Origin of the sequence: Tepidiphilus thermophilus (assembly GCF_001418245.1) — a bacterium.
Taxonomy (GTDB): domain Bacteria; phylum Pseudomonadota; class Gammaproteobacteria; order Burkholderiales; family Rhodocyclaceae; genus Tepidiphilus; species Tepidiphilus succinatimandens.
On record NZ_LIPU01000005.1, the window covers coordinates 41,174 to 58,508 of the forward strand.

Genomic DNA, 17,335 nt, shown 5'->3' on the forward strand with positions numbered 1-17,335 from the left:
CGGGTGCGGCGTTTCGCTTTTTTCAGCCTTGCGCAAGCCGCCCGGCGAGGTAGCGCCCGGTCGCGGAATCCGGATGATGGGCGATCGTCTCGGGCGTGCCGCAGGCGACGATCCGGCCACCGTCGGCCCCCGCGCCAGGCCCCAGGTCGATCACCCAGTCGGCGTGGGCGATCACGTCGAGCTGATGTTCGATCACCACCACCGTATTGCCCCGGTCGCGCAGGGCGAAGAGCGCAGTGAGGAGCTTCTCGACGTCGGCCCAGTGCAGCCCCGTGGTCGGCTCGTCGAGCACGTAGAGGGTGTGCCCCGTGTCGCGGCGCATCAGCTCCGCGGCGAGTTTCAGCCGTTGGGCTTCGCCGCCGGAAAGGGCCGTGGCGGGCTGGTTGAGCGGCAGATAACCCAATCCCAGTTCTCGCAGGGTCTCCAGCTTGCGCCGCAGCGCCGGGTGCGAGCCGAAGGGATGCAGTGCCTCTTCCACGGTGAGCGAGAGCGCCTCATGGATGTTCAGTCCGCGGTAGCGGATCTCCAGCGTCTCGCGGTTGTAGCGTTTCCCGCCGCAGGCCTCGCACGGCAGGTAGACGTCGGGGAGGAATTGGAGGTCGATGCGCCGGTAGCCCTCGCCTTCGCATACTTCGCAGCGCCCCCCTTTCACGTTGAAGGAAAACCGGGCGGCGCGATAGCCCCGGGCGCGCGCTTCGGGCGTCGCGGCGAAGAGCTCGCGTACCCCGTCCATGATCCCGGTGTAAGTGGCCGGGTTCGAGCGCGGCGTGCGTCCGATCGGGGACTGATCGACGCGGATGAGTTTGTCGATCGCCTCGATCCCCGCAACCCTATCGCAGGGGGCGCGGTATGGGCGGCCAGTGAGATGTCCGAGGACGGCCGGCACCAGCGTCTCTTCCACCAAGGAAGATTTTCCCGAGCCGGAGACCCCGGTGACGACGACGAGCCGTCCCAGGGGAATTTCGACGTCGATCCCTTGGAGATTGTGGGCGCGGCAGCCGTACAGCCGCAGCATCGGCTCGCCTTCCCGGAGCGGGAGGGGGCGATGGGCCACCTGCAGTGGCCGTTTCAGATAGGGGGCGGTTCGGGAACGTGGCGAGGCGAGTAGCGCCGGCAGTGGCCCCGAGACGAGGATCTCGCCGCCTTCGCGCCCGGCGCCGGGGCCTATCTCCACCACGTGATCGGCGCGGCGAATCGCCGCTTCGTCGTGTTCGACCACGACCACGGTGTTGCCCAGATCGCGCAATTCCTCCAGCGTGCGCAGCAAGTCGTCCTGATTGCACGGGTGCAACCCGATGGAAGGCTCGTCGAGCACGTAGAGTACCCCGGTGAGCCCCGAACCGACCTGGCTCGCGAGCCGGATGCGCTGCGCTTCCCCGCCGGAGAGGGTATGCGAGGCGCGATCGAGCGTGAGATAAGCAAGGCCCACCTGCAGCAGAAAGCGCAGGCGCGAGCGGATCGCGCCCAACGTCAGCTCGGCCACTGGATGCGCGGCGCAGGCGGCGGAGATTTTTTCGATCGCCGCGGCGCAGCCCGACAAGGGCAGCGCCGTGAGCTCCGGCAGGCTCATCCCCGCCACGCGCACGGCCCGGGCGAAGGGTTGCAAGCGGCTGCCGCTGCAGGCAGGGCAGGGCAGGTCCTGCCAGGGCAGATCCAGCTTCTTCTCCTTGCGCGCTCTGTCTTCATCGGGGCGGTGGCGCCGCTCGAGATAGGGGATCCAGCCCTCGAAAGGATGGGACTGGCTTACCGTGCGGCCGCCATCGAGCGGGTAGCGAAAGTAGATGGCTTCTCCCCCCGAACCGAAGAGCAGGACCCGGCGCACCGGCTCCGGCAGCTCCTGCCACGGCGTGTCCAGGGAGAAACCGTAGTGCGCCGCTAAATCCTCCAGTAGCCGCGCCGAGAAGGCATTGTCCGCATCGAGCCCGGGTAAGGCGCCCTCGCGCAGGCTGCGTGCGCCCGCCGGCAGGCGATCGGTATCCAGTCTCCATTGTCGTCCCGTGCCCTCGCAGGCGGGGCAGGCGCCGGCCGGGTGGTTGAAGGAGAAACACTGGGGTTCGAGCGCAGGGGCGGTGAAACCGCAGCGAGGGCAGGAGGGCGTGGCGCTGAAGACCAGCTCTTCGCCGGCGTCGAGGTTGCGCACGATGCAGCGCCCGTGTCCCATCTTGAGTGCCAGTTCGAGCGAATCGGCGAGCCGGGCTCTTGCCTCGCCGCGCACGCGGATCCGGTCGATCACCAGGCGCAGCGGTCCGGCGGGCGCTTCTTTCAAGCCGTCGAGCTCGATGAACTCGCCTCCGGCTTCGAGGCGGGTGAACCCCTGCGCCCGCAAGGCCGCGAGCGTGCCGCCGGCTTCGCCCTCGATCGCGACAGGAGCGAGTAGGGCGATGCGCCGCCCGGCCAGGGTGCGCGACAGCTCCTCGACGAGCTCGCTCACCGGGCGATGCGTCAGCGCCTCTTCCGGATGTTCCGGACAATGCGGCGTGCCCAGGCGGGCGAAGAGCACGCGCAGATAGTCGTGGATCTCGGTGAGCGTGCCCACCGTCGAACGCGGGCTGGGGGTGAGCGTCTTCTGCTCGATGGCGATGGCCGGAGAGAGCCCCTCGATCGCATCGACCTCGGGCCGCGGCAACTGGTCGAGGAACTTGCGCGCCTGGGTGGAGAGCGATTCGACGTAGCGCCGTTGTCCTTCGGCGTAGAGCGTGTCGAAGGCGAGCGAAGACTTGCCGGAGCCGGAGACGCCCGTGATGACGATCAGTCGATGTTGGGGAAGATCGAGATCGACGTTCTTGAGATTGTGGGTACGCGCGCCGCGAATACGGATGAAGGCCATGGAGAGGCGGCTGGCAAGAAGGCACGAGGTGCGGCGTAACTGCCCGCGGGGGAGGATTTTCGTGTCTGCAGATGGGTCGTGCAGGATTCGAACCTGCGACCAACGGATTAAAAGTCCGCTGCTCTACCGGCTGAGCTAACGACCCGTCGAAGAAGGCAGAATTATAGGGAATCGTCCGCAGAACTGTCAAGCGATTTCCGCGTCTTTTCCTTCTGGGCAGGGCAGAGAAGGATGGCGAGGCTGCGCTTTCCTTTGACGCCTCATTATGGAACAATAGCAGCAACGAAGAATCGAGGAAACGACCATGCTCGACCGGGAAGGATACCGCCCGAACGTCGGCATCGTGCTCGTCAACGCGCGCAACGAGGTGTTCTGGGGCAAACGGATCCGCGAACATTCCTGGCAGTTCCCGCAAGGCGGCATCAAGAAAGGGGAGACGCCGGAAGAGGCAATGTACCGCGAGCTGCATGAGGAAGTCGGGTTGCTGCCGCAGCACGTCCGCATCCTGGGGCGCACGCGCGACTGGCTGCGCTACGACGTGCCGCGGCGCTGGGTGAAGCGCCAGTGGCGCAATGTCTATCGAGGGCAGAAGCAGATCTGGTTCCTGCTGCGTCTGGTGGGGCGTGACTCCGACGTCTGTCTGCGCGCCACCGCACACCCCGAGTTCGATGCCTGGCGCTGGGCGCACTACTGGGTGCCGCTCGATGCGGTGATCGCCTTCAAGCGCCGCGTCTATCAGCTTGCCCTGATCGAACTGTCGCGCTATCTCGACGTGCCGCCACCGCACACCCAGCCGCAGTATCGCGAGCTGATCGAGGAACTGCCGCCCGACTTGCCTGCCGCGCCGCGAATGGAGGAACGCCATGGACGCTGAACGGCTCGACGCGCTCGACCGGATGATCGTGGAATTCGATCGCGCCTTGCGCACCGTGTTCGCGCCGGCAAGGGGTGCCCGGCCCATGCCCGGGGCCGATTTGCCCGGCGGCCCGCTCGAAGAGGCCGAGCGCCGGCACGTGGAGGGGCTGTTGCGGGTGGATCACACCGGCGAGATCTGCGCCCAGGCGCTCTATCAGGGGCAGGCGCTCACCAGCCGCGACCCCGCGATCCGCGAGGCGCTGCGCCGCGCCTCTGACGAAGAGGTCGATCACCTCGCTTGGACCGAAGCGCGTCTGCATGAGCTCGGCGGACGGACCAGCCTGCTCGATCCTCTGTGGTATCTGGGTTCCCTGGCGATCGGAGTGGCGGCAGGGGTGGCAGGGGACGACTGGAACCTGGGCTTTCTCGCCGAGACCGAACGTCAGGTCGAGCGCCACCTCGAGGGGCATCTGCAGGCGCTGCCGCAGGCGGATCGGCGCAGCCGCGCCATCCTCGAGCAAATGAAGGAAGACGAGGCGGGACATGCCCGGCTCGCGGAGTCGCTTGGCGCCCGGCCTCTGCCAGCGCCGATCCGCGGCGCGATGAGGCTCGCTTCCAGGGTGATGACCACGCTCGCCTACCGCATTTGAATCGCCGCCAGCGGCGGGGTCACGCTTCCTCGACGATCTCCCAGGTGTGTTCGAGTTCGGCCGTCTTGCCGAGCATGATGGACGCCGAGCAGTATTTTTCCGCCGAGAGCTTCACCGCCCGCTCGACGCGGTCCGCATCCAGTCCCCGGCCGCGCACGACGTAGTGGAAGCGGATGCGGGTGAAGACTTTGGGGTCGCTCGGGGCGCGTTCGGCCTCGAGCCGTACTTCGCAGCCGCGCACCGCCTGCCGCCCTTTTTCCAGGATCATCACGATGTCGAAGGCGGTGCAGCCGCCGGCACCGGCGAGCAGCAGCTCCATGGGGCGCGGCGCCAGATTCCGTCCGCCCGCCTCCGGGGCTCCGTCCATGGCCACCAAGTGACCCGAGCCCGTCTCCGCCAGAAAAGTGCGCCCCTCGACCCAGCGAACCGTGCATTCCATGTCACATCCTCCGTGTTTTGCGCAGTGCAAGATTGTAGGGGATTTCTTGATAAGAGAGTCTGATTTTGTTATCGAAAAGTTTATTGTGCAGCGCGCCATTTTTTCTTGCTTTTTACGCCAGGCATCCCTATCATACGCATCAACGAATCACGACTTGTGTGGTTCGACCGGTGTCTCCTCCACCCTCCTCCTTTGGTGTGGATTGAACGCCGCCTCTTCGAGGCGGCGTTTTTTTTTGTCTGCCCTGGAGGATGCGATTGACAAGGGGGCTCTCCTTGCGCTAACATCGCCTGCTTTCCAGAAGGGCCAGACTCGGGCCTGAGATGATCGAGGATACGCATGAAAACGTTCTCCGCCAAGCCGCACGAAGTCACGCGTGACTGGTTCGTCGTCGATGCGTCGGGCAAGGTGCTGGGTCGGCTCGCGGCCGAGATCGCCCGCCGCCTGCGTGGCAAGCACAAGGCGATCTACACCCCCCACGTCGATACCGGTGATTACATCGTGGTCGTCAACGTCGACAAGATCCGCGTCACGGGCAACAAGGCTACCGACAAGAAATACTACCGCCACTCGGGTTATCCTGGCGGTATCTATGAGACTACATTCGAGAAGCTGCTGCAGCGCCATCCCGAGCGGGTGCTCGAGAAAGCGGTCAAGGGCATGCTGCCCAAGGGGCCGCTGGGTTACGCGATGCTGAAGAAGCTCAAGTGCTACGCCGGCGCCGAGCATCCGCACGCCGCGCAGCAGCCAAAAGTGCTGGAAATCTGAGGAGTCAGCGATGGCGGTGTCGTACAATTACGGGACGGGGCGGCGCAAGGAAGCCGTCGCCCGCGTGTTCATCAAGCCGGGTTCGGGCAATATCGTCGTCAATGGCAAGCCGCTCGACGAATTCTTTTCCCGCGAGACGGGGCGCATGATCGTGCGTCAGCCGCTGAGCCTGCTCGAAGTCGAGAATCGGTTCGACATCATGGTCAATGTCGACGGCGGCGGCGAGTCCGGCCAGGCCGGCGCGGTGCGCCATGGCATCACCCGGGCGCTCATCGATTACAACCCGGAATGGAAGGCGCAGCTGCGCGCTGCCGGGTTCGTGACGCGCGACGCGCGCGAAGTCGAACGCAAGAAAGTCGGCCTGCGCAAAGCCCGTCGCGCCAAGCAATTCTCCAAGCGCTGACCGTCTTCGTCGATCCTGTTTCATGGAAAGCCACCCCCGCGGTGGCTTTCGTCGTTTTCGGATGGCGCTCTCGATTTTTGATCGCGGCCGGGCGATAATCGCATTTGGTGATCCTTGGAGGTCGGACGATGATCAAGGTAGGGGTTGTCGGTGGCACGGGCTATACGGGCGTAGAATTGCTGCGGCTGCTCAGCCACCATCCCGAGGTGTCGCTCGAGGCGATCACCTCGCGCACCGAGGCCGGAATGCCGGTGGCCGAGATGTTTCCCAGTCTGCGCGGCCACGTGGACTTGCGTTTCGCCACGCCCGACGAAGCAAGGCTCGAGCGCTGCGACCTCGTCTTCTTTGCCACCCCCAACGGCGTGGCGATGAAAGAGGCGCGGCGACTCCTGGATGCCGGAGTGCGCCTCATCGATCTCGCAGCGGATTTTCGCCTGGCCGACGTCGACCAATGGGAGCGCTGGTATGGCATGACGCATGCCGCACCCGAACTCCTTGAGGAAGCCGTCTACGGCCTGCCGGAAGTCGAGCGCGAGGCGATCGCCCGTGCGCGTCTGGTGGCCAACCCTGGCTGCTATCCCACCGCGGTGCAGCTCGGTTTCCTGCCGCTGCTCGAGGCGAATGCCGTCGCGCGCGACGGGTTGGTGGCCGATTGCAAGTCTGGCGTCTCCGGTGCCGGGCGCAAGGCCGAAGTGCATACGCTCTTTGCCGAAGCCGCGGACAACTTCAAGGCCTACGGTGTGGCTGGTCACCGCCATCTGCCCGAGATCCGTCAAGGGCTGCAGCGCATCGCCCGCGGCCTGCCGGTGGAATTGACCTTCGTGCCGCATCTCACGCCCATGATTCGCGGCATCCATGCCACCCTCTATGCGCGGCTCACGGACCCGTCACTCGACGTGCAGGCGCTCTTTGCCGAGCGCTATGCCGGAGAACCCTTCGTGGACGTGCTGCCGGCTGGTTCGCATCCGGAGACGCGCTCGGTGCGCGCGAGCAACCTGTGCCGCATCGCCGTGCACCGGCCGCAGGGAGGTGACGTCGTCGTCGTGCTCTCCGTGATCGACAACCTGGTCAAAGGGGCGGCAGGGCAGGCGGTGCAGAACATGAACCTGATGTTCGGTTTTCCGGAAACCCTGGGGCTAGACCTGGTGCCAGTGAGCCCCTGAAACCACGGGAACGGCGCGCGCCATTTCCGGTCCATAACTCCGTCGCGCCCGCGACGACCCTGACGAGGAGCCCATATCATGACGACCGAAACCCAGACCGACGACGTGCTCATCTTTACCGACAGCGCCGCCGCCAAGGTGCGCGAGCTGATCGAAGAAGAAGGCAACCCGGACCTCAAGCTGCGCGTGTTCGTGACCGGCGGCGGCTGTTCCGGCTTCCAGTACGGCTTCACCTTCGACGAGGAAGTGGCCGAAGACGACGCCGTGATCGAGAAGGGCGGCGTGACGCTGCTCATCGATCCCATGAGCTACCAGTACCTGGTCGGCGCCGAGATCGACTACGTGGAAGGAATCGAAGGGGCGCAGTTCGTGATTCGCAACCCCAATGCCACCACCACCTGCGGCTGCGGACAGTCTTTCTCCGTGTGACGCTTTCGGCAAAGATCGGCGAACGATAAGGGAGGGAGCGATGCAGATCGCAGGGGGAGTGTTTCTCATCACCGGTGGCGCCTCCGGCCTGGGAGCGGCCACCGCCCGCATGGTCGTGGCCGGTGGCGGCAGAGTGGTACTTGCCGACCTCGACGAGGCGAAGGGCCAAGCGTTGGCCGCCGAACTGGCTGGTAACGCCTATTTCGTACGCACCGACGTCACCGACGAAGCGAGCGCCAAGGCAGCCGTCGCGGCGGCGGACGAGCGCTTCGGCCGGCTCGACGTGCTGGTCAATTGTGCTGGCGTCGCTCCGGCCGAGAAGATCGTCGGCAAGGAAGGTCCGCACCGGCTGGAATCTTTCGCCCGAACGATCCAGATCAACCTCATCGGCACCTTCAACCTGATGCGCCTGGCCGCTGCCCGCATGAGCGCCAACGAACCCAATGCCGAGGGGGAGCGCGGTGTCATCGTCAATACGGCCTCCGTGGCCGCTTTCGACGGTCAGATCGGGCAGGCGGCCTATGCCGCTTCCAAGGGGGGAGTGGTGTCGCTCACCTTGCCGGCGGCGCGTGAATTGGCCCGCTGGGGGATCCGGGTGATGGCCATCGCTCCCGGGATCATGGAAACGCCCATGCTGTTGGGGATGCCGGCCGACGTGCAGGAGTCCCTGGGCAAGATGGTACCCTTCCCGCCGCGCATGGGGCGTCCGGCCGAATATGCCGTTCTGGTGCGGCACATCGTCGAGAACGTCTATCTCAACGGGGAAGTGATCCGCCTCGACGGCGCCATCCGCATGGGGGCAAAATGAACCGCAGCGGAGACGAACGAAGGCAGGGATGAACGAGACCACTTTGGAGCGGGCGGAGAGTGCTGCCGGCGCAGAGGAAAGCTGCTATCACTGTGGCCTGCCGATCCCGCCCCAGACGCATTTCACCGTGGTGATCGACGGCCGGGCGCGGCGCATGTGCTGTGCTGGCTGTGCCGCCGTGGCCCAGGCCATCGTCGATAACGGTTTGTCCGACTACTACCGCCACCGCGATGCCATGCCCGAGCCGGTGCGAGAAGCCCTGCCCGAGGTGGTGCGCGAGCTCGAATCCTTCGATCTGCCCGAGCTCACCGAGCAAGTCTCACGGCCGGTGGGCGAGCACGAGCGCGAGGTCACCCTCATCCTCGAAGGCATCACCTGCGCGGCCTGCGTCTGGCTCAACGAACAGCACCTGCGCCGTCAGCCGGGCGTCACCCACGTCGAGATCAACTACGCCACCCGCCGTGCGCTGGTGCGCTGGGACCCGGAGCGCACCAGCCTGTCGCGCATCCTCAAGGCGATCGCCGAGATCGGCTATCGCGCCCATCCCTTCGATCCGAAGAAGGCCGAGGAAGTGGCCCAGCGCGAACGCCGTTCCATGCTGTGGCGCGTCTTCGTGGCCGGCTTTGCCTCGATGCAGGTGATGATGTATGCCATTCCCACTTACCTGGCAGGTGAGGGGGACATGCCGGCCGACATCGAACGCCTGCTGCATTGGGCAAGCCTCGTGCTGACCCTGCCGGCGGTGTTTTATTCCTGCGGACCGTTTTTTGCCAACGCCTGGCGCGACCTGAAGCTGCGGCGCATCGGCATGGACGTGCCAGTGGCGCTGGGCATTGGCGTGGCGTTTCTCGCCAGCCTCTGGGCGACCGTCAGCGGCCAGGGCGAGGTCTACTTCGATTCGGTGTCGATGTTTGCCTTTTTTCTGCTGGGGGGGCGTTTCCTCGAAATGCTCGCGCGCCAACGGGCGGTGCGTGGCCTGGAAGAAGTCGCCCGCGTCATCCCTGCGGTGACCGAACGGCTAGAGTCTGGTACCTGGGAACGGGTGCCGGTGGCGCGGCTCGCGCCGGGCGATCGCATCCGCGTGCGTCCTGGACAGACCATCCCCGTCGATGGACGCGTGGGTTTGGGACACAGCGAAGTGAGCGAAGCCATCCTCACCGGGGAGAGTCGCCCCATCCCCAAGGCCGAAGGGGATCTGGTGCTCGGTGGCAGTCTCAACGGCGGCGGGGTGCTGGAGGTCGTGGTGGAGCGCGTCGGTGAGGAGACGCGGCTTGCCACCATCCGCCGGGCGATGGAGCGCGCCCAGAGCGAGAAACCGGCGCTTGCCTCGCTCGCCGACCGCTATGCCAGCCGTTTCATCATCGCGGTGCTGGGATTGGCCGTGATCACCATCGGGCTGTGGGCATGGGTCGATTCCTCCCGCATCGTTCCCATCGTCGTCTCGGTGCTCGTCGTCGCCTGTCCCTGCGCCCTGTCGCTGGCCACTCCCGTGGCCTTGACGGCGGCCACCGACGCCCTGATGCGCTCGGGGGTGTTGGTGACGCGCGGTCATGCCCTCGAGACCTTGGCGCGGCTCACCGACATCGCCTTCGACAAGACCGGCACGCTCACGCGCGGGCAGCTGACCGTGGTCGAGGTCTTGCCGGCGCCCGGGCGCGATGCGCGGCAGGCGCAGACGCTCGCTGCGGCGCTGGAGGCGGCGAGCGAGCACCCCATCGCACGCGCGTTCACCGGGACGGCGCCGGCAAACGTGCCGGTCGCGGCATTCGAGGCCATCACTGGCCAAGGCTTGAGTGCCCGGGTCGCCGGCAAACGGACCTGCATCGGTCGTCCCGAGTGGGTGGCCTCGACGCTTGGGCTGTCCCTCGAGGCGATGCCGCGCGCAAGCGATGATCGTGCGCTCACGCGCGTGGCGCTGGGGGACGAAACCGGCTGGATCGCCGTTTTCGGTCTGTCCGATGTCCTGCGTGAGGAGGCACCGGAGCTGCTGCACGAACTTCATGGACTCGGTTTGCGCACGCATCTGCTCTCCGGCGATGCGCCGGAGATCGCGGAAACGGTGGCGCGCACGCTCGCCATCGACGAGGTCCGCGCCGGCCTCACGCCCGAAGGCAAGATCGACGCCTTGCGTCAGGTGATGGCGCAGCCGGGGCGGGTGGTCGCCATGGTCGGCGACGGCGTCAACGACGCGCCGGTGCTCGCGGGGGCGCATGTCTCGGTGGCGATGGGTGGGGGGGCGGATCTCGCCCGACTCAATGCCGACGTCGTGCTGCTGGGCGACGATCTCTCGGGCATCGCACGCGCCATACGCCATGCGCGGCGCACGCTCGCGATCGTGGCGCAGAACCATCGCTGGGCCTTTGCCTACAATCTGCTCGCCATCCCCTTCGCCATGGCCGGCTGGGTGACGCCGTGGATGGCGGGGCTCGGCATGGCGGCGAGTTCCCTGGGCGTGGTGCTCAATGCGCTGCGCCTGCAGCGCGCGAGGTGAGACGATGGAAAGCCTCTATATCCTGATTCCGCTGTCGGTGGTGCTGGTGTTCGTCATCGGGCTCGTCTTCTGGTGGTCGGTGAGGAGCGGACAGTTCGACGACCTGCAGGGGCCGGCCTACCGCATCCTCTTCGAGGATAGGGACGAGGCCGGCTCCGGCGATGCGGTGCCTCCCTCAGGCAAGCCGGCGGATGAAGAAAAAAAGTGATGTTGTTTGACTTGCGTCAAAAACCTCTATGAAGACAAGGAATAGAATCTTCCTCGGTTTGGGTGCGAATCCAAGCCGTTTTTGGGTTCCTTGTCTCTCTGTTGGGGTTGGGGCACGCTGGGGCGTGCCCCTTTTTTTGTCCCCGCCGCCACACTTTTCCTGCGTTTGCTACGCCATCGACTAAAATGTTGACTGAAGTCAACACGACTTTGCACGTGCGGCGTATCCTACCGCCTGTCGCAGTCGGCGGACGCGCCGGGGTGATTTCGGTAAGTTCTCATTGGAGAGGTGACCATGCAAACGGAAACGACTTATAACTACAAAGTCGTGCGCCAGTTCGCCATCATGGCGGTGGTGTGGGGCATCGTAGGCATGCTGGTCGGGGTGTTGATCGCCGCCCAGCTGGTCTGGCCGCAGCTGAATTTCCCTCAGCTCGGCGAGTGGTTCCACTTCGGGCGCTTGCGCCCCTTGCACACGAACGCGGTGATTTTCGCCTTCGGCGGCTCGGCGCTCTTCGCCACGTCCTACTACGTGGTGCAGCGTACCTGCCACACCCGGCTCTTTGCGCCGGGCTTGGCAGCCTTCACTTTCTGGGGCTGGCAGCTGGTGATCGTGCTCGCCGCGCTCTCCTTGCCGCTCGGGTTCACGACGGCCAAGGAGTATGCCGAGCTCGAGTGGCCGATCGACATTCTCATCACGCTGGTGTGGGTGTCGTACGCCGTGGTGTTTTTCGGCACCATCGCCAAGCGGCAGGTGAGCCACATCTACGTCGCCAACTGGTTCTACGGCGCCTTCATCATCGCCGTGGCGCTGCTGCACGTGGTCAATAGCGCCGAAGTTCCGGTGCTTGCCGCCGGTCTTCTCACGCCGAAGTCCTATTCGGCCTACGCCGGGGCGCAGGATGCCATGGTGCAGTGGTGGTACGGCCACAACGCCGTGGGCTTCTTCCTCACCGCCGGGTTCCTGGGCATGATGTACTACTTCGTGCCCAAGCAGGCCGGTCGTCCGGTGTATTCTTACCGGCTCTCCGTGGTGCACTTCTGGGCCCTCATCTTCACCTACATGTGGGCCGGTCCGCACCACCTGCACTACACTGCGCTGCCCGACTGGACCCAGTCGCTGGGGATGATCTTCTCGCTCATCCTGCTCGCGCCTTCCTGGGGTGGGATGATCAACGGCATCATGACGCTCTCCGGTGCCTGGCACAAGCTGCGTGACGACCCGATCCTCAAGTTCCTCATCGTGTCGCTCTCCTTCTACGGCATGTCGACCTTCGAAGGCCCGATGATGTCGGTGAAGACGGTCAACGCCCTGTCGCACTACACTGACTGGACCGTGGGTCACGTGCACTCCGGGGCGCTCGGCTGGGTGGCGATGGTGACCATCGGTTCGCTCTACTACCTGATCCCGCGGCTCTACGGCAAGGTCGAGATGTACTCGAAGGATCTGGTCACGGCGCACTTCTGGATCGCTACCATCGGCATCGTGCTCTACATCGCCTCGATGTGGATCTCGGGCGTGATGCAGGGTCTGATGTGGCGCGCCACCAACCCCGACGGCACGCTCACCTATGCCTTCGTCGAGGCGGTGAAGGCCTCCTACCCCTTCTGGACCATCCGGGTGCTCGGCGGGCTGTTGTTCCTGACCGGGATGCTGGTGATGGCCTACAACGTGTTCAAGACCGTCGCGGGCGCCAAGCCCGTCGATGCGCCGGTGCTGGCTCCGGCCCATGCGTGAGGGAGAGTGAATCATGGCCAATTCCAAACACGAAATCCTCGAGCGTAGCGTCACGCTGCTCATCATCGCCACCTTGCTGGTGGTGAGCATTGGTGGCCTGGTCGAGATCGTGCCGCTGTTCTTCCAGCATTCGACCACCAAGCCGATCGACCGGCAGGGTAATCCGCTCGATGTCAAACCCTACGACGCGCTGCGCCTCACCGGTCGCGACATCTACATCCGCGAAGGCTGCTACAACTGTCATTCGCAAATGGTGCGTCCCTTCCGGGCCGAGACCGAGCGTTATGGCCACTACTCGGTGGCGGGCGAGTACATCTACGACCGCCCCTTCCAGTGGGGGTCCAAACGTACCGGTCCCGATCTGCACCGTGTGGGCGGCCGCTATTCGGACAACTGGCACATCGCGCACCTGCGCAACCCGCGCGACGTCGTGCCAGAGTCCAACATGCCGGCCTTCCCCTGGCTCGACCGGCCGATCAGCCAGCGCGATATCAACGCCATCCAAGGCAAGATGAAGGCGCTTCGTGCCTTGGGCCACCCCTACACCGACGAGGAGATCGCGCAGGCGCCGTCCATGCTCGAGGGCAAGACGGAGATGGAGGCCCTGGTGGCCTACCTGCAGGGCCTCGGCCGGGCGTTGTCCAATTTCCAGTGAGTGAGAGGAGGGCGTGATGGACATCAACGACCTGCGTTCCTTGGTGACGGTGCTGTCGTTCCTTTGCTTCATCGGTATCTGCGTTTGGGCGTACAGCCGCGCCGCCAAGCCGGCGTTCGAAGAAGCCGCACGCCTGCCGTTCCTCGAGGACGACGACCCGGTGCTCGCCAACGATCACAAGGAAGGGAACTAAAATGGCAGACTTCATCAATGGGTTCTGGAACGCGTACGTGATGGTGCTCGTGGCGCTGAGTATCGCGTTCTGCATCTTCATCATCGCCTCCAACATGCGGGCGAGCGGCAAGGTGGGTGAGCTGCAGCCGCACAAGTGGGACGAGACGCTGCAGGAGTGGAACAACCCGCTGCCGCGCTGGTGGATGTATCTGTACTGGCTCACCATTTTCTTCGGCATCGCTTACCTCATCATCTACCCCGGCTTCGGCTCTTTCCCTGGCATCGCCAAGTGGACCTCGGTGGGGCAGTGGGAGCAGGAGATGAAGAAGGCCGACGAGCAGTATGGTCCGAAGTTCGCCAAATACCGCAACATGGACGTGAAAGCGGTGGCGGCCGATCCCGAGGCGATGGGCATGGGCAAGCGGCTCTTCCAGGCCTACTGCATGCAGTGCCACGGGGCCGACGCGCGCGGGGCCAAGGGCTTCCCCAACCTGACTGACCATGACTGGCTGGGCGGGGACGGCTCGCCCGAGTACATCAAGACCACCATCACCGCGGGGCGCATGGGCGTGATGCCACCCTTCAAGGACATCCTCTCCGAGGATCAGATGAAGGACGTGGCCAATTACGTGCGCTCGCTCTCGGGCCTGTCGCACGACGCGCAGCGCGCGCAGCGGGGCGCCCAGGTCTTTGCCGAGAACTGCGCCGTCTGTCACGGGCCGGACGCCAAGGGGAATCCGCTGCTGGGTGCGCCCAATCTCACCGACGACATCTGGCTGTGGGGCTCGTCGGAGGCCCAGATCATCTCCAACGTGACCAACGGCATCCAGAACCGTATGCCGGCGTTCGGGGAATTCCTGGGCGAGGACAAGGTCCACATTCTCACTGCCTACGTGTGGGGCCTGAGCAACAAGCAGTAAGGTCTGAGGCAGCAAAACCCGCGGCGGGGCGTCTGGGGACGTCTCGCCGCATCTTCCCTTCCCGCCGGAGTGCTTCTGTTCTATAAAGAACGCGGGTTCTGACGAAGAGTCTTCCTCATCATGAACGAACCGCTGAAAACCGCCGAGACGCGCCCTGCCGCGAAGGCCGCTGCTTCCGAAGAGGCGCCTTCCACGCTCTACGCCAAGCGCAAGAAACTCTATGTCCGTTCCACCACGGGGCCTTTCCAGCGGCTGCGGTGGTTCTTCGTCTTTCTCACCCAGGCGATTTTCTACGGTTTTCCGTGGCTCACCTGGAACGACCGTCAGGCGGTGCTCTTCCATCTCGTCGAGCGCAAGTTCTACCTCTTCGGCTGGGTGTTCTGGCCGCAGGACGTCTTCTACCTCTCGCTCATCCTGATCCTGTCGGCCTACGCGCTCTTTTTCTTCAGTGCCGTGGCCGGGCGTGTGTGGTGCGGCTATACCTGTCCGCAGACGGTCTATACCGAGATCTTCCTATGGTTCGAGGAAAAGATCGAGGGCGATCACATCAAGCGGCGCAAGCTCGACGCTTCGCCCTGGACCATGGAGAAAATCCTCAAGCGCGGCGCCAAATACGCCGTATGGATCATCTTTTCCCTCGTCACGGGCTTCACGCTGGTCAGTTATTTCACGCCGCAAAGAGAGCTGTGGCATGAGCTGCTTTCCTGGAGCTTCGGCCCGTGGGAGACTTTCTGGATTTTCTTCTACGCCGGGTTTACCTTCCTCCTCGCCGGGGTGCTGCGCGAGCAGGTATGCAAGTACATGTGCCCTTATGCGCGCTTCCAGGGCGTGATGTTCGACCCGGACACCCTCATCATCACCTACGACGCCGAGCGCGGCGAGCCGCGCGGGCCGCGCAAGAAGGGGGTCGATCCCCGGTCGCTGGGCCTGGGGGATTGCATCGACTGCGGCATCTGCGTGCAGGTCTGTCCCACGGGGATCGACATCCGCAACGGGCTGCAGTATGAATGCATTGCCTGCGCCGCCTGCATCGATGCCTGTAACCAGGTGATGGACAAGATGGGTTACCCTCGTGGGCTCATCCGCTACACCACCGAAAACGCGATGGCGAATCATTGGGACCGCGCCCAGACCATCCGGCGCGCGCTGCGTCCGCGGGTGCTCATCTATGGCCTCATCCTCATCGTGGTGGCTTCGGTGCTCTTCTGGAAGATCGCCACGCGGCCCGACGTGCGCGTCGACGTGATGCGCGACCGGGCCGCGCTCGCGCGCGAGATCCGCGGCGGCTGGATCGAGAACGTCTATACGCTCAACATCATGAACATGGTCGAACGGCCGCGGCGCTTCACGCTCACGGTGGGTGGTTTGCCCAACCTCAAGCTCGAGGGTCCGGCGGAGTTCGACGTGCCGCCCGCGACGACCTTGCCGCTGACGGTGCAGGTGCAGGCGCCGGCAGGAACGGCCCCCGCCGGGACGCACAAGATCTATTTCGAGGTCAAAGTGGTGGGCGAACCCGAAGATGTGACGCGAGAAGTGGCCACCTTCATCATTCCGGAGTAAGGCAATGGAAGCTCGGATGGATGCGCGCAATACGTCCCGGACGATACCCTGGTACCGCCAGAAATGGCCATGGCTGCTGATGCTGCCGCCGGCGGCAGCGGTGGTGGGCGGGTTCATCACCCTGTGGCTGGCGATCAAGACCTGGGATGGCTTGGTGGTCGACGATTATTACAAGGAAGGCTTGGCGATCCGCAAGACGATGGATCGATCGCTGAAGGCCGGCGAGCTCGGCCTGACCGCCTATGTGAGCATCGATGCCGAGCGTCTGCGCCTGCGCTTCGACGAGGAGCGCGCCAAGGCGAGACCGCCTTTTCTCGTCGTGACGCTCACCCATCCCACTCGGGCCGGCATGGATCAGGTGGTGCGCCTGGTGCGCGACGAGGGGCGCTACGTCGCGCCGATTGCGCCGCTCAACGCTGGGCGCTGGCTGGTGCAGATCGAAGATGAGTCCCGCGAGTGGCGACTGAACGGGACCGTGCATGTTCCCACAGAGAGCGAGGTGAAAATCGAACCGTTCGTACCTGCAGCAGACTGAAAGGAGGGACGTGCCATGTCGGATGCACTGCGTGAATTGTTTTCTTCGGGGATTGGCTTGCTGAGCCTCTTCACCATCGCCTTCATCATCGTGATGGCGTTTTACATCTACCGCTACGTCAAGCAGCAGATCCAGGAAGAGGAAAAAAGTGGCAGCACCGCCGCCTCTTCGGGGCAACAGAAGCACCGTTTGTCGTAACGCGAAACGAGAAAAGGCCGCATCGTGCGGCCTTTTTTGAGTACAGCGGGCAAAGGGGCTCAGCGGTAGACGAGCACCGGCAGCTTGCTGTGGGTAAGCACTTTTTGCGTCTCGCTGCCGAGCAGGAGACCCGCCAGACCGCGTCGGCCGTGTGAGGCCATGAAGATGAGGTCGCAGCCGTGGCGCTGGGCGCAGTCGATGATCGCCTCCCACGGCGTGTCGCTCACCACCGTGTCGGTGTCGCACGGCACGTTTTCCTTTTCCGCCATCGCCTTGGCTTCGGCGAGGATCCGGTCGGCTTCTTCCTTGGCCGCGCGGCGGAATTGATCCGGCGTGGTGGGGTCGATCAGGGCGCCTTCGCCGTAGACCGGCAGCGGAAAATCCGGTTGGGCGTAGAAAAAGGTGATTTTCGCGCCAATGCTTTTGGCAAAGGCGACGGCGCGCTCAGAGGCGCTGCGCGACAGATCCGAGCCGTCCGTCGGCACCAGAATGTGTTTGAACATCGTGCTCCCTCC

Annotated in this window: 19 protein-coding genes and 1 tRNA gene; 16 read left to right on the plus strand and 4 right to left on the minus strand. The window is 64.7% G+C overall.

Annotation, left to right across the window (positions count from 1 at the left end; translation table 11 throughout):
* Positions 1 to 22: 22 nt before the first annotated feature.
* Both uvrA and ASC37_RS05730 read right to left on the minus strand, forming a co-directional pair.
* Positions 23 to 2,827 (minus strand): excinuclease ABC subunit UvrA, encoded by a 2,805-nt coding sequence (uvrA, locus tag ASC37_RS05725; RefSeq protein ID WP_055423456.1) that lies wholly within the window; start codon positions 2,825 to 2,827, stop codon positions 23 to 25.
* Positions 2,828 to 2,899: 72 nt separating this feature from the next.
* A tRNA-Lys gene (locus ASC37_RS05730) sits at positions 2,900 to 2,972 on the minus strand.
* A 159-nt stretch (positions 2,973 to 3,131) separates the two neighbouring features.
* Between ASC37_RS05730 and ASC37_RS05735 the strand changes: the two genes are divergently transcribed.
* Both ASC37_RS05735 and coq7 read left to right on the plus strand, forming a co-directional pair.
* On the plus strand, positions 3,132 to 3,701 hold the full coding sequence (locus tag ASC37_RS05735) for an RNA pyrophosphohydrolase (RefSeq protein WP_055423457.1): 570 nt from the start codon (positions 3,132 to 3,134) through the stop codon (positions 3,699 to 3,701).
* Positions 3,691 to 4,332, plus strand: coding sequence for a 2-polyprenyl-3-methyl-6-methoxy-1,4-benzoquinone monooxygenase (coq7, locus tag ASC37_RS05740; protein ID WP_055423458.1), 642 nt, complete (start codon positions 3,691 to 3,693; stop codon positions 4,330 to 4,332). The genes ASC37_RS05735 and coq7 overlap by 11 nt, the downstream gene beginning before the upstream one ends.
* Positions 4,333 to 4,351: 19 nt before the next feature.
* Here the strand turns inward: coq7 and ASC37_RS05745 are convergent, their stop codons facing one another.
* Positions 4,352 to 4,771, minus strand: a complete 420-nt coding sequence (locus tag ASC37_RS05745; protein ID WP_055423459.1) for an OsmC family protein — start codon at positions 4,769 to 4,771, stop codon at positions 4,352 to 4,354.
* Positions 4,772 to 5,110: 339 nt separating this feature from the next.
* On the opposite strand from ASC37_RS05745, the gene rplM reads away from it, so the two are divergent.
* The 14 genes from rplM to ASC37_RS05815 all read left to right on the plus strand — a co-directional run bounded on the left by rplM (position 5,111) and on the right by ASC37_RS05815 (position 16,820).
* Positions 5,111 to 5,539, plus strand: coding sequence for a 50S ribosomal protein L13 (gene rplM, locus ASC37_RS05750; RefSeq protein ID WP_055423460.1), 429 nt, complete (start codon positions 5,111 to 5,113; stop codon positions 5,537 to 5,539).
* A 10-nt stretch (positions 5,540 to 5,549) separates the two neighbouring features.
* Positions 5,550 to 5,942 (plus strand): 30S ribosomal protein S9, encoded by a 393-nt coding sequence (gene rpsI, locus ASC37_RS05755; protein ID WP_055423461.1) that lies wholly within the window; start codon positions 5,550 to 5,552, stop codon positions 5,940 to 5,942.
* Between the two features lie 128 nt (positions 5,943 to 6,070).
* On the plus strand, positions 6,071 to 7,105 hold the full coding sequence (argC, locus tag ASC37_RS05760; protein ID WP_055423462.1) for an N-acetyl-gamma-glutamyl-phosphate reductase: 1,035 nt from the start codon (positions 6,071 to 6,073) through the stop codon (positions 7,103 to 7,105).
* 78 nt (positions 7,106 to 7,183) lie between these two features.
* Positions 7,184 to 7,534, plus strand: coding sequence for an iron-sulfur cluster insertion protein ErpA (gene erpA, locus ASC37_RS05765; RefSeq protein ID WP_055423463.1), 351 nt, complete (start codon positions 7,184 to 7,186; stop codon positions 7,532 to 7,534).
* Between the two features lie 40 nt (positions 7,535 to 7,574).
* Complete coding sequence (locus ASC37_RS05770) at positions 7,575 to 8,342, plus strand: 3-hydroxyacyl-CoA dehydrogenase (protein ID WP_055423464.1); 768 nt, start codon at positions 7,575 to 7,577, stop codon at positions 8,340 to 8,342.
* A 28-nt stretch (positions 8,343 to 8,370) separates the two neighbouring features.
* Positions 8,371 to 10,833 carry a heavy metal translocating P-type ATPase gene (locus ASC37_RS05775; RefSeq protein ID WP_055423465.1) on the plus strand — a complete coding sequence of 821 codons (2,463 nt, stop codon included), beginning with the start codon at positions 8,371 to 8,373 and terminating at the stop codon, positions 10,831 to 10,833.
* A 4-nt stretch (positions 10,834 to 10,837) separates the two neighbouring features.
* Complete coding sequence (gene ccoS, locus ASC37_RS05780; protein ID WP_055423466.1) at positions 10,838 to 11,041, plus strand: cbb3-type cytochrome oxidase assembly protein CcoS; 204 nt, start codon at positions 10,838 to 10,840, stop codon at positions 11,039 to 11,041.
* A 294-nt stretch (positions 11,042 to 11,335) separates the two neighbouring features.
* Entirely contained in the window at positions 11,336 to 12,778 is a 1,443-nt protein-coding gene (gene ccoN / locus ASC37_RS05785) for a cytochrome-c oxidase, cbb3-type subunit I (protein ID WP_055423467.1), read from the plus strand.
* Between the two features lie 13 nt (positions 12,779 to 12,791).
* Entirely contained in the window at positions 12,792 to 13,433 is a 642-nt protein-coding gene (gene ccoO, locus ASC37_RS05790; RefSeq protein WP_055423468.1) for a cytochrome-c oxidase, cbb3-type subunit II, read from the plus strand.
* A gap of 16 nt (positions 13,434 to 13,449) precedes the next feature.
* Positions 13,450 to 13,626, plus strand: coding sequence for a cbb3-type cytochrome oxidase subunit 3 (locus ASC37_RS05795; RefSeq protein WP_055423469.1), 177 nt, complete (start codon positions 13,450 to 13,452; stop codon positions 13,624 to 13,626).
* Between the two features lies 1 nt (position 13,627).
* The gene (gene ccoP, locus ASC37_RS05800) at positions 13,628 to 14,527 is read left to right on the plus strand and encodes a cytochrome-c oxidase, cbb3-type subunit III (protein WP_055423470.1); all 900 of its coding nucleotides are present in this window, start codon (positions 13,628 to 13,630) and stop codon (positions 14,525 to 14,527) included.
* Positions 14,528 to 14,647: 120 nt separating this feature from the next.
* A complete protein-coding gene (ccoG, locus tag ASC37_RS05805) occupies positions 14,648 to 16,087 on the plus strand; it encodes a cytochrome c oxidase accessory protein CcoG (protein WP_082438388.1) in 1,440 nt (479 codons plus the stop codon).
* Between the two features lie 16 nt (positions 16,088 to 16,103).
* Entirely contained in the window at positions 16,104 to 16,622 is a 519-nt protein-coding gene (locus tag ASC37_RS05810; protein ID WP_055423471.1) for a FixH family protein, read from the plus strand.
* A 15-nt stretch (positions 16,623 to 16,637) separates the two neighbouring features.
* A complete protein-coding gene (locus ASC37_RS05815; protein ID WP_055423472.1) occupies positions 16,638 to 16,820 on the plus strand; it encodes a DUF3149 domain-containing protein in 183 nt (60 codons plus the stop codon).
* 59 nt (positions 16,821 to 16,879) lie between these two features.
* On the opposite strand, the gene ASC37_RS05820 is transcribed toward ASC37_RS05815, so the two are convergent.
* Positions 16,880 to 17,323, minus strand: a complete 444-nt coding sequence (locus tag ASC37_RS05820) for a universal stress protein (RefSeq protein ID WP_055423473.1) — start codon at positions 17,321 to 17,323, stop codon at positions 16,880 to 16,882.
* Positions 17,324 to 17,335 lie beyond the last annotated feature (12 nt).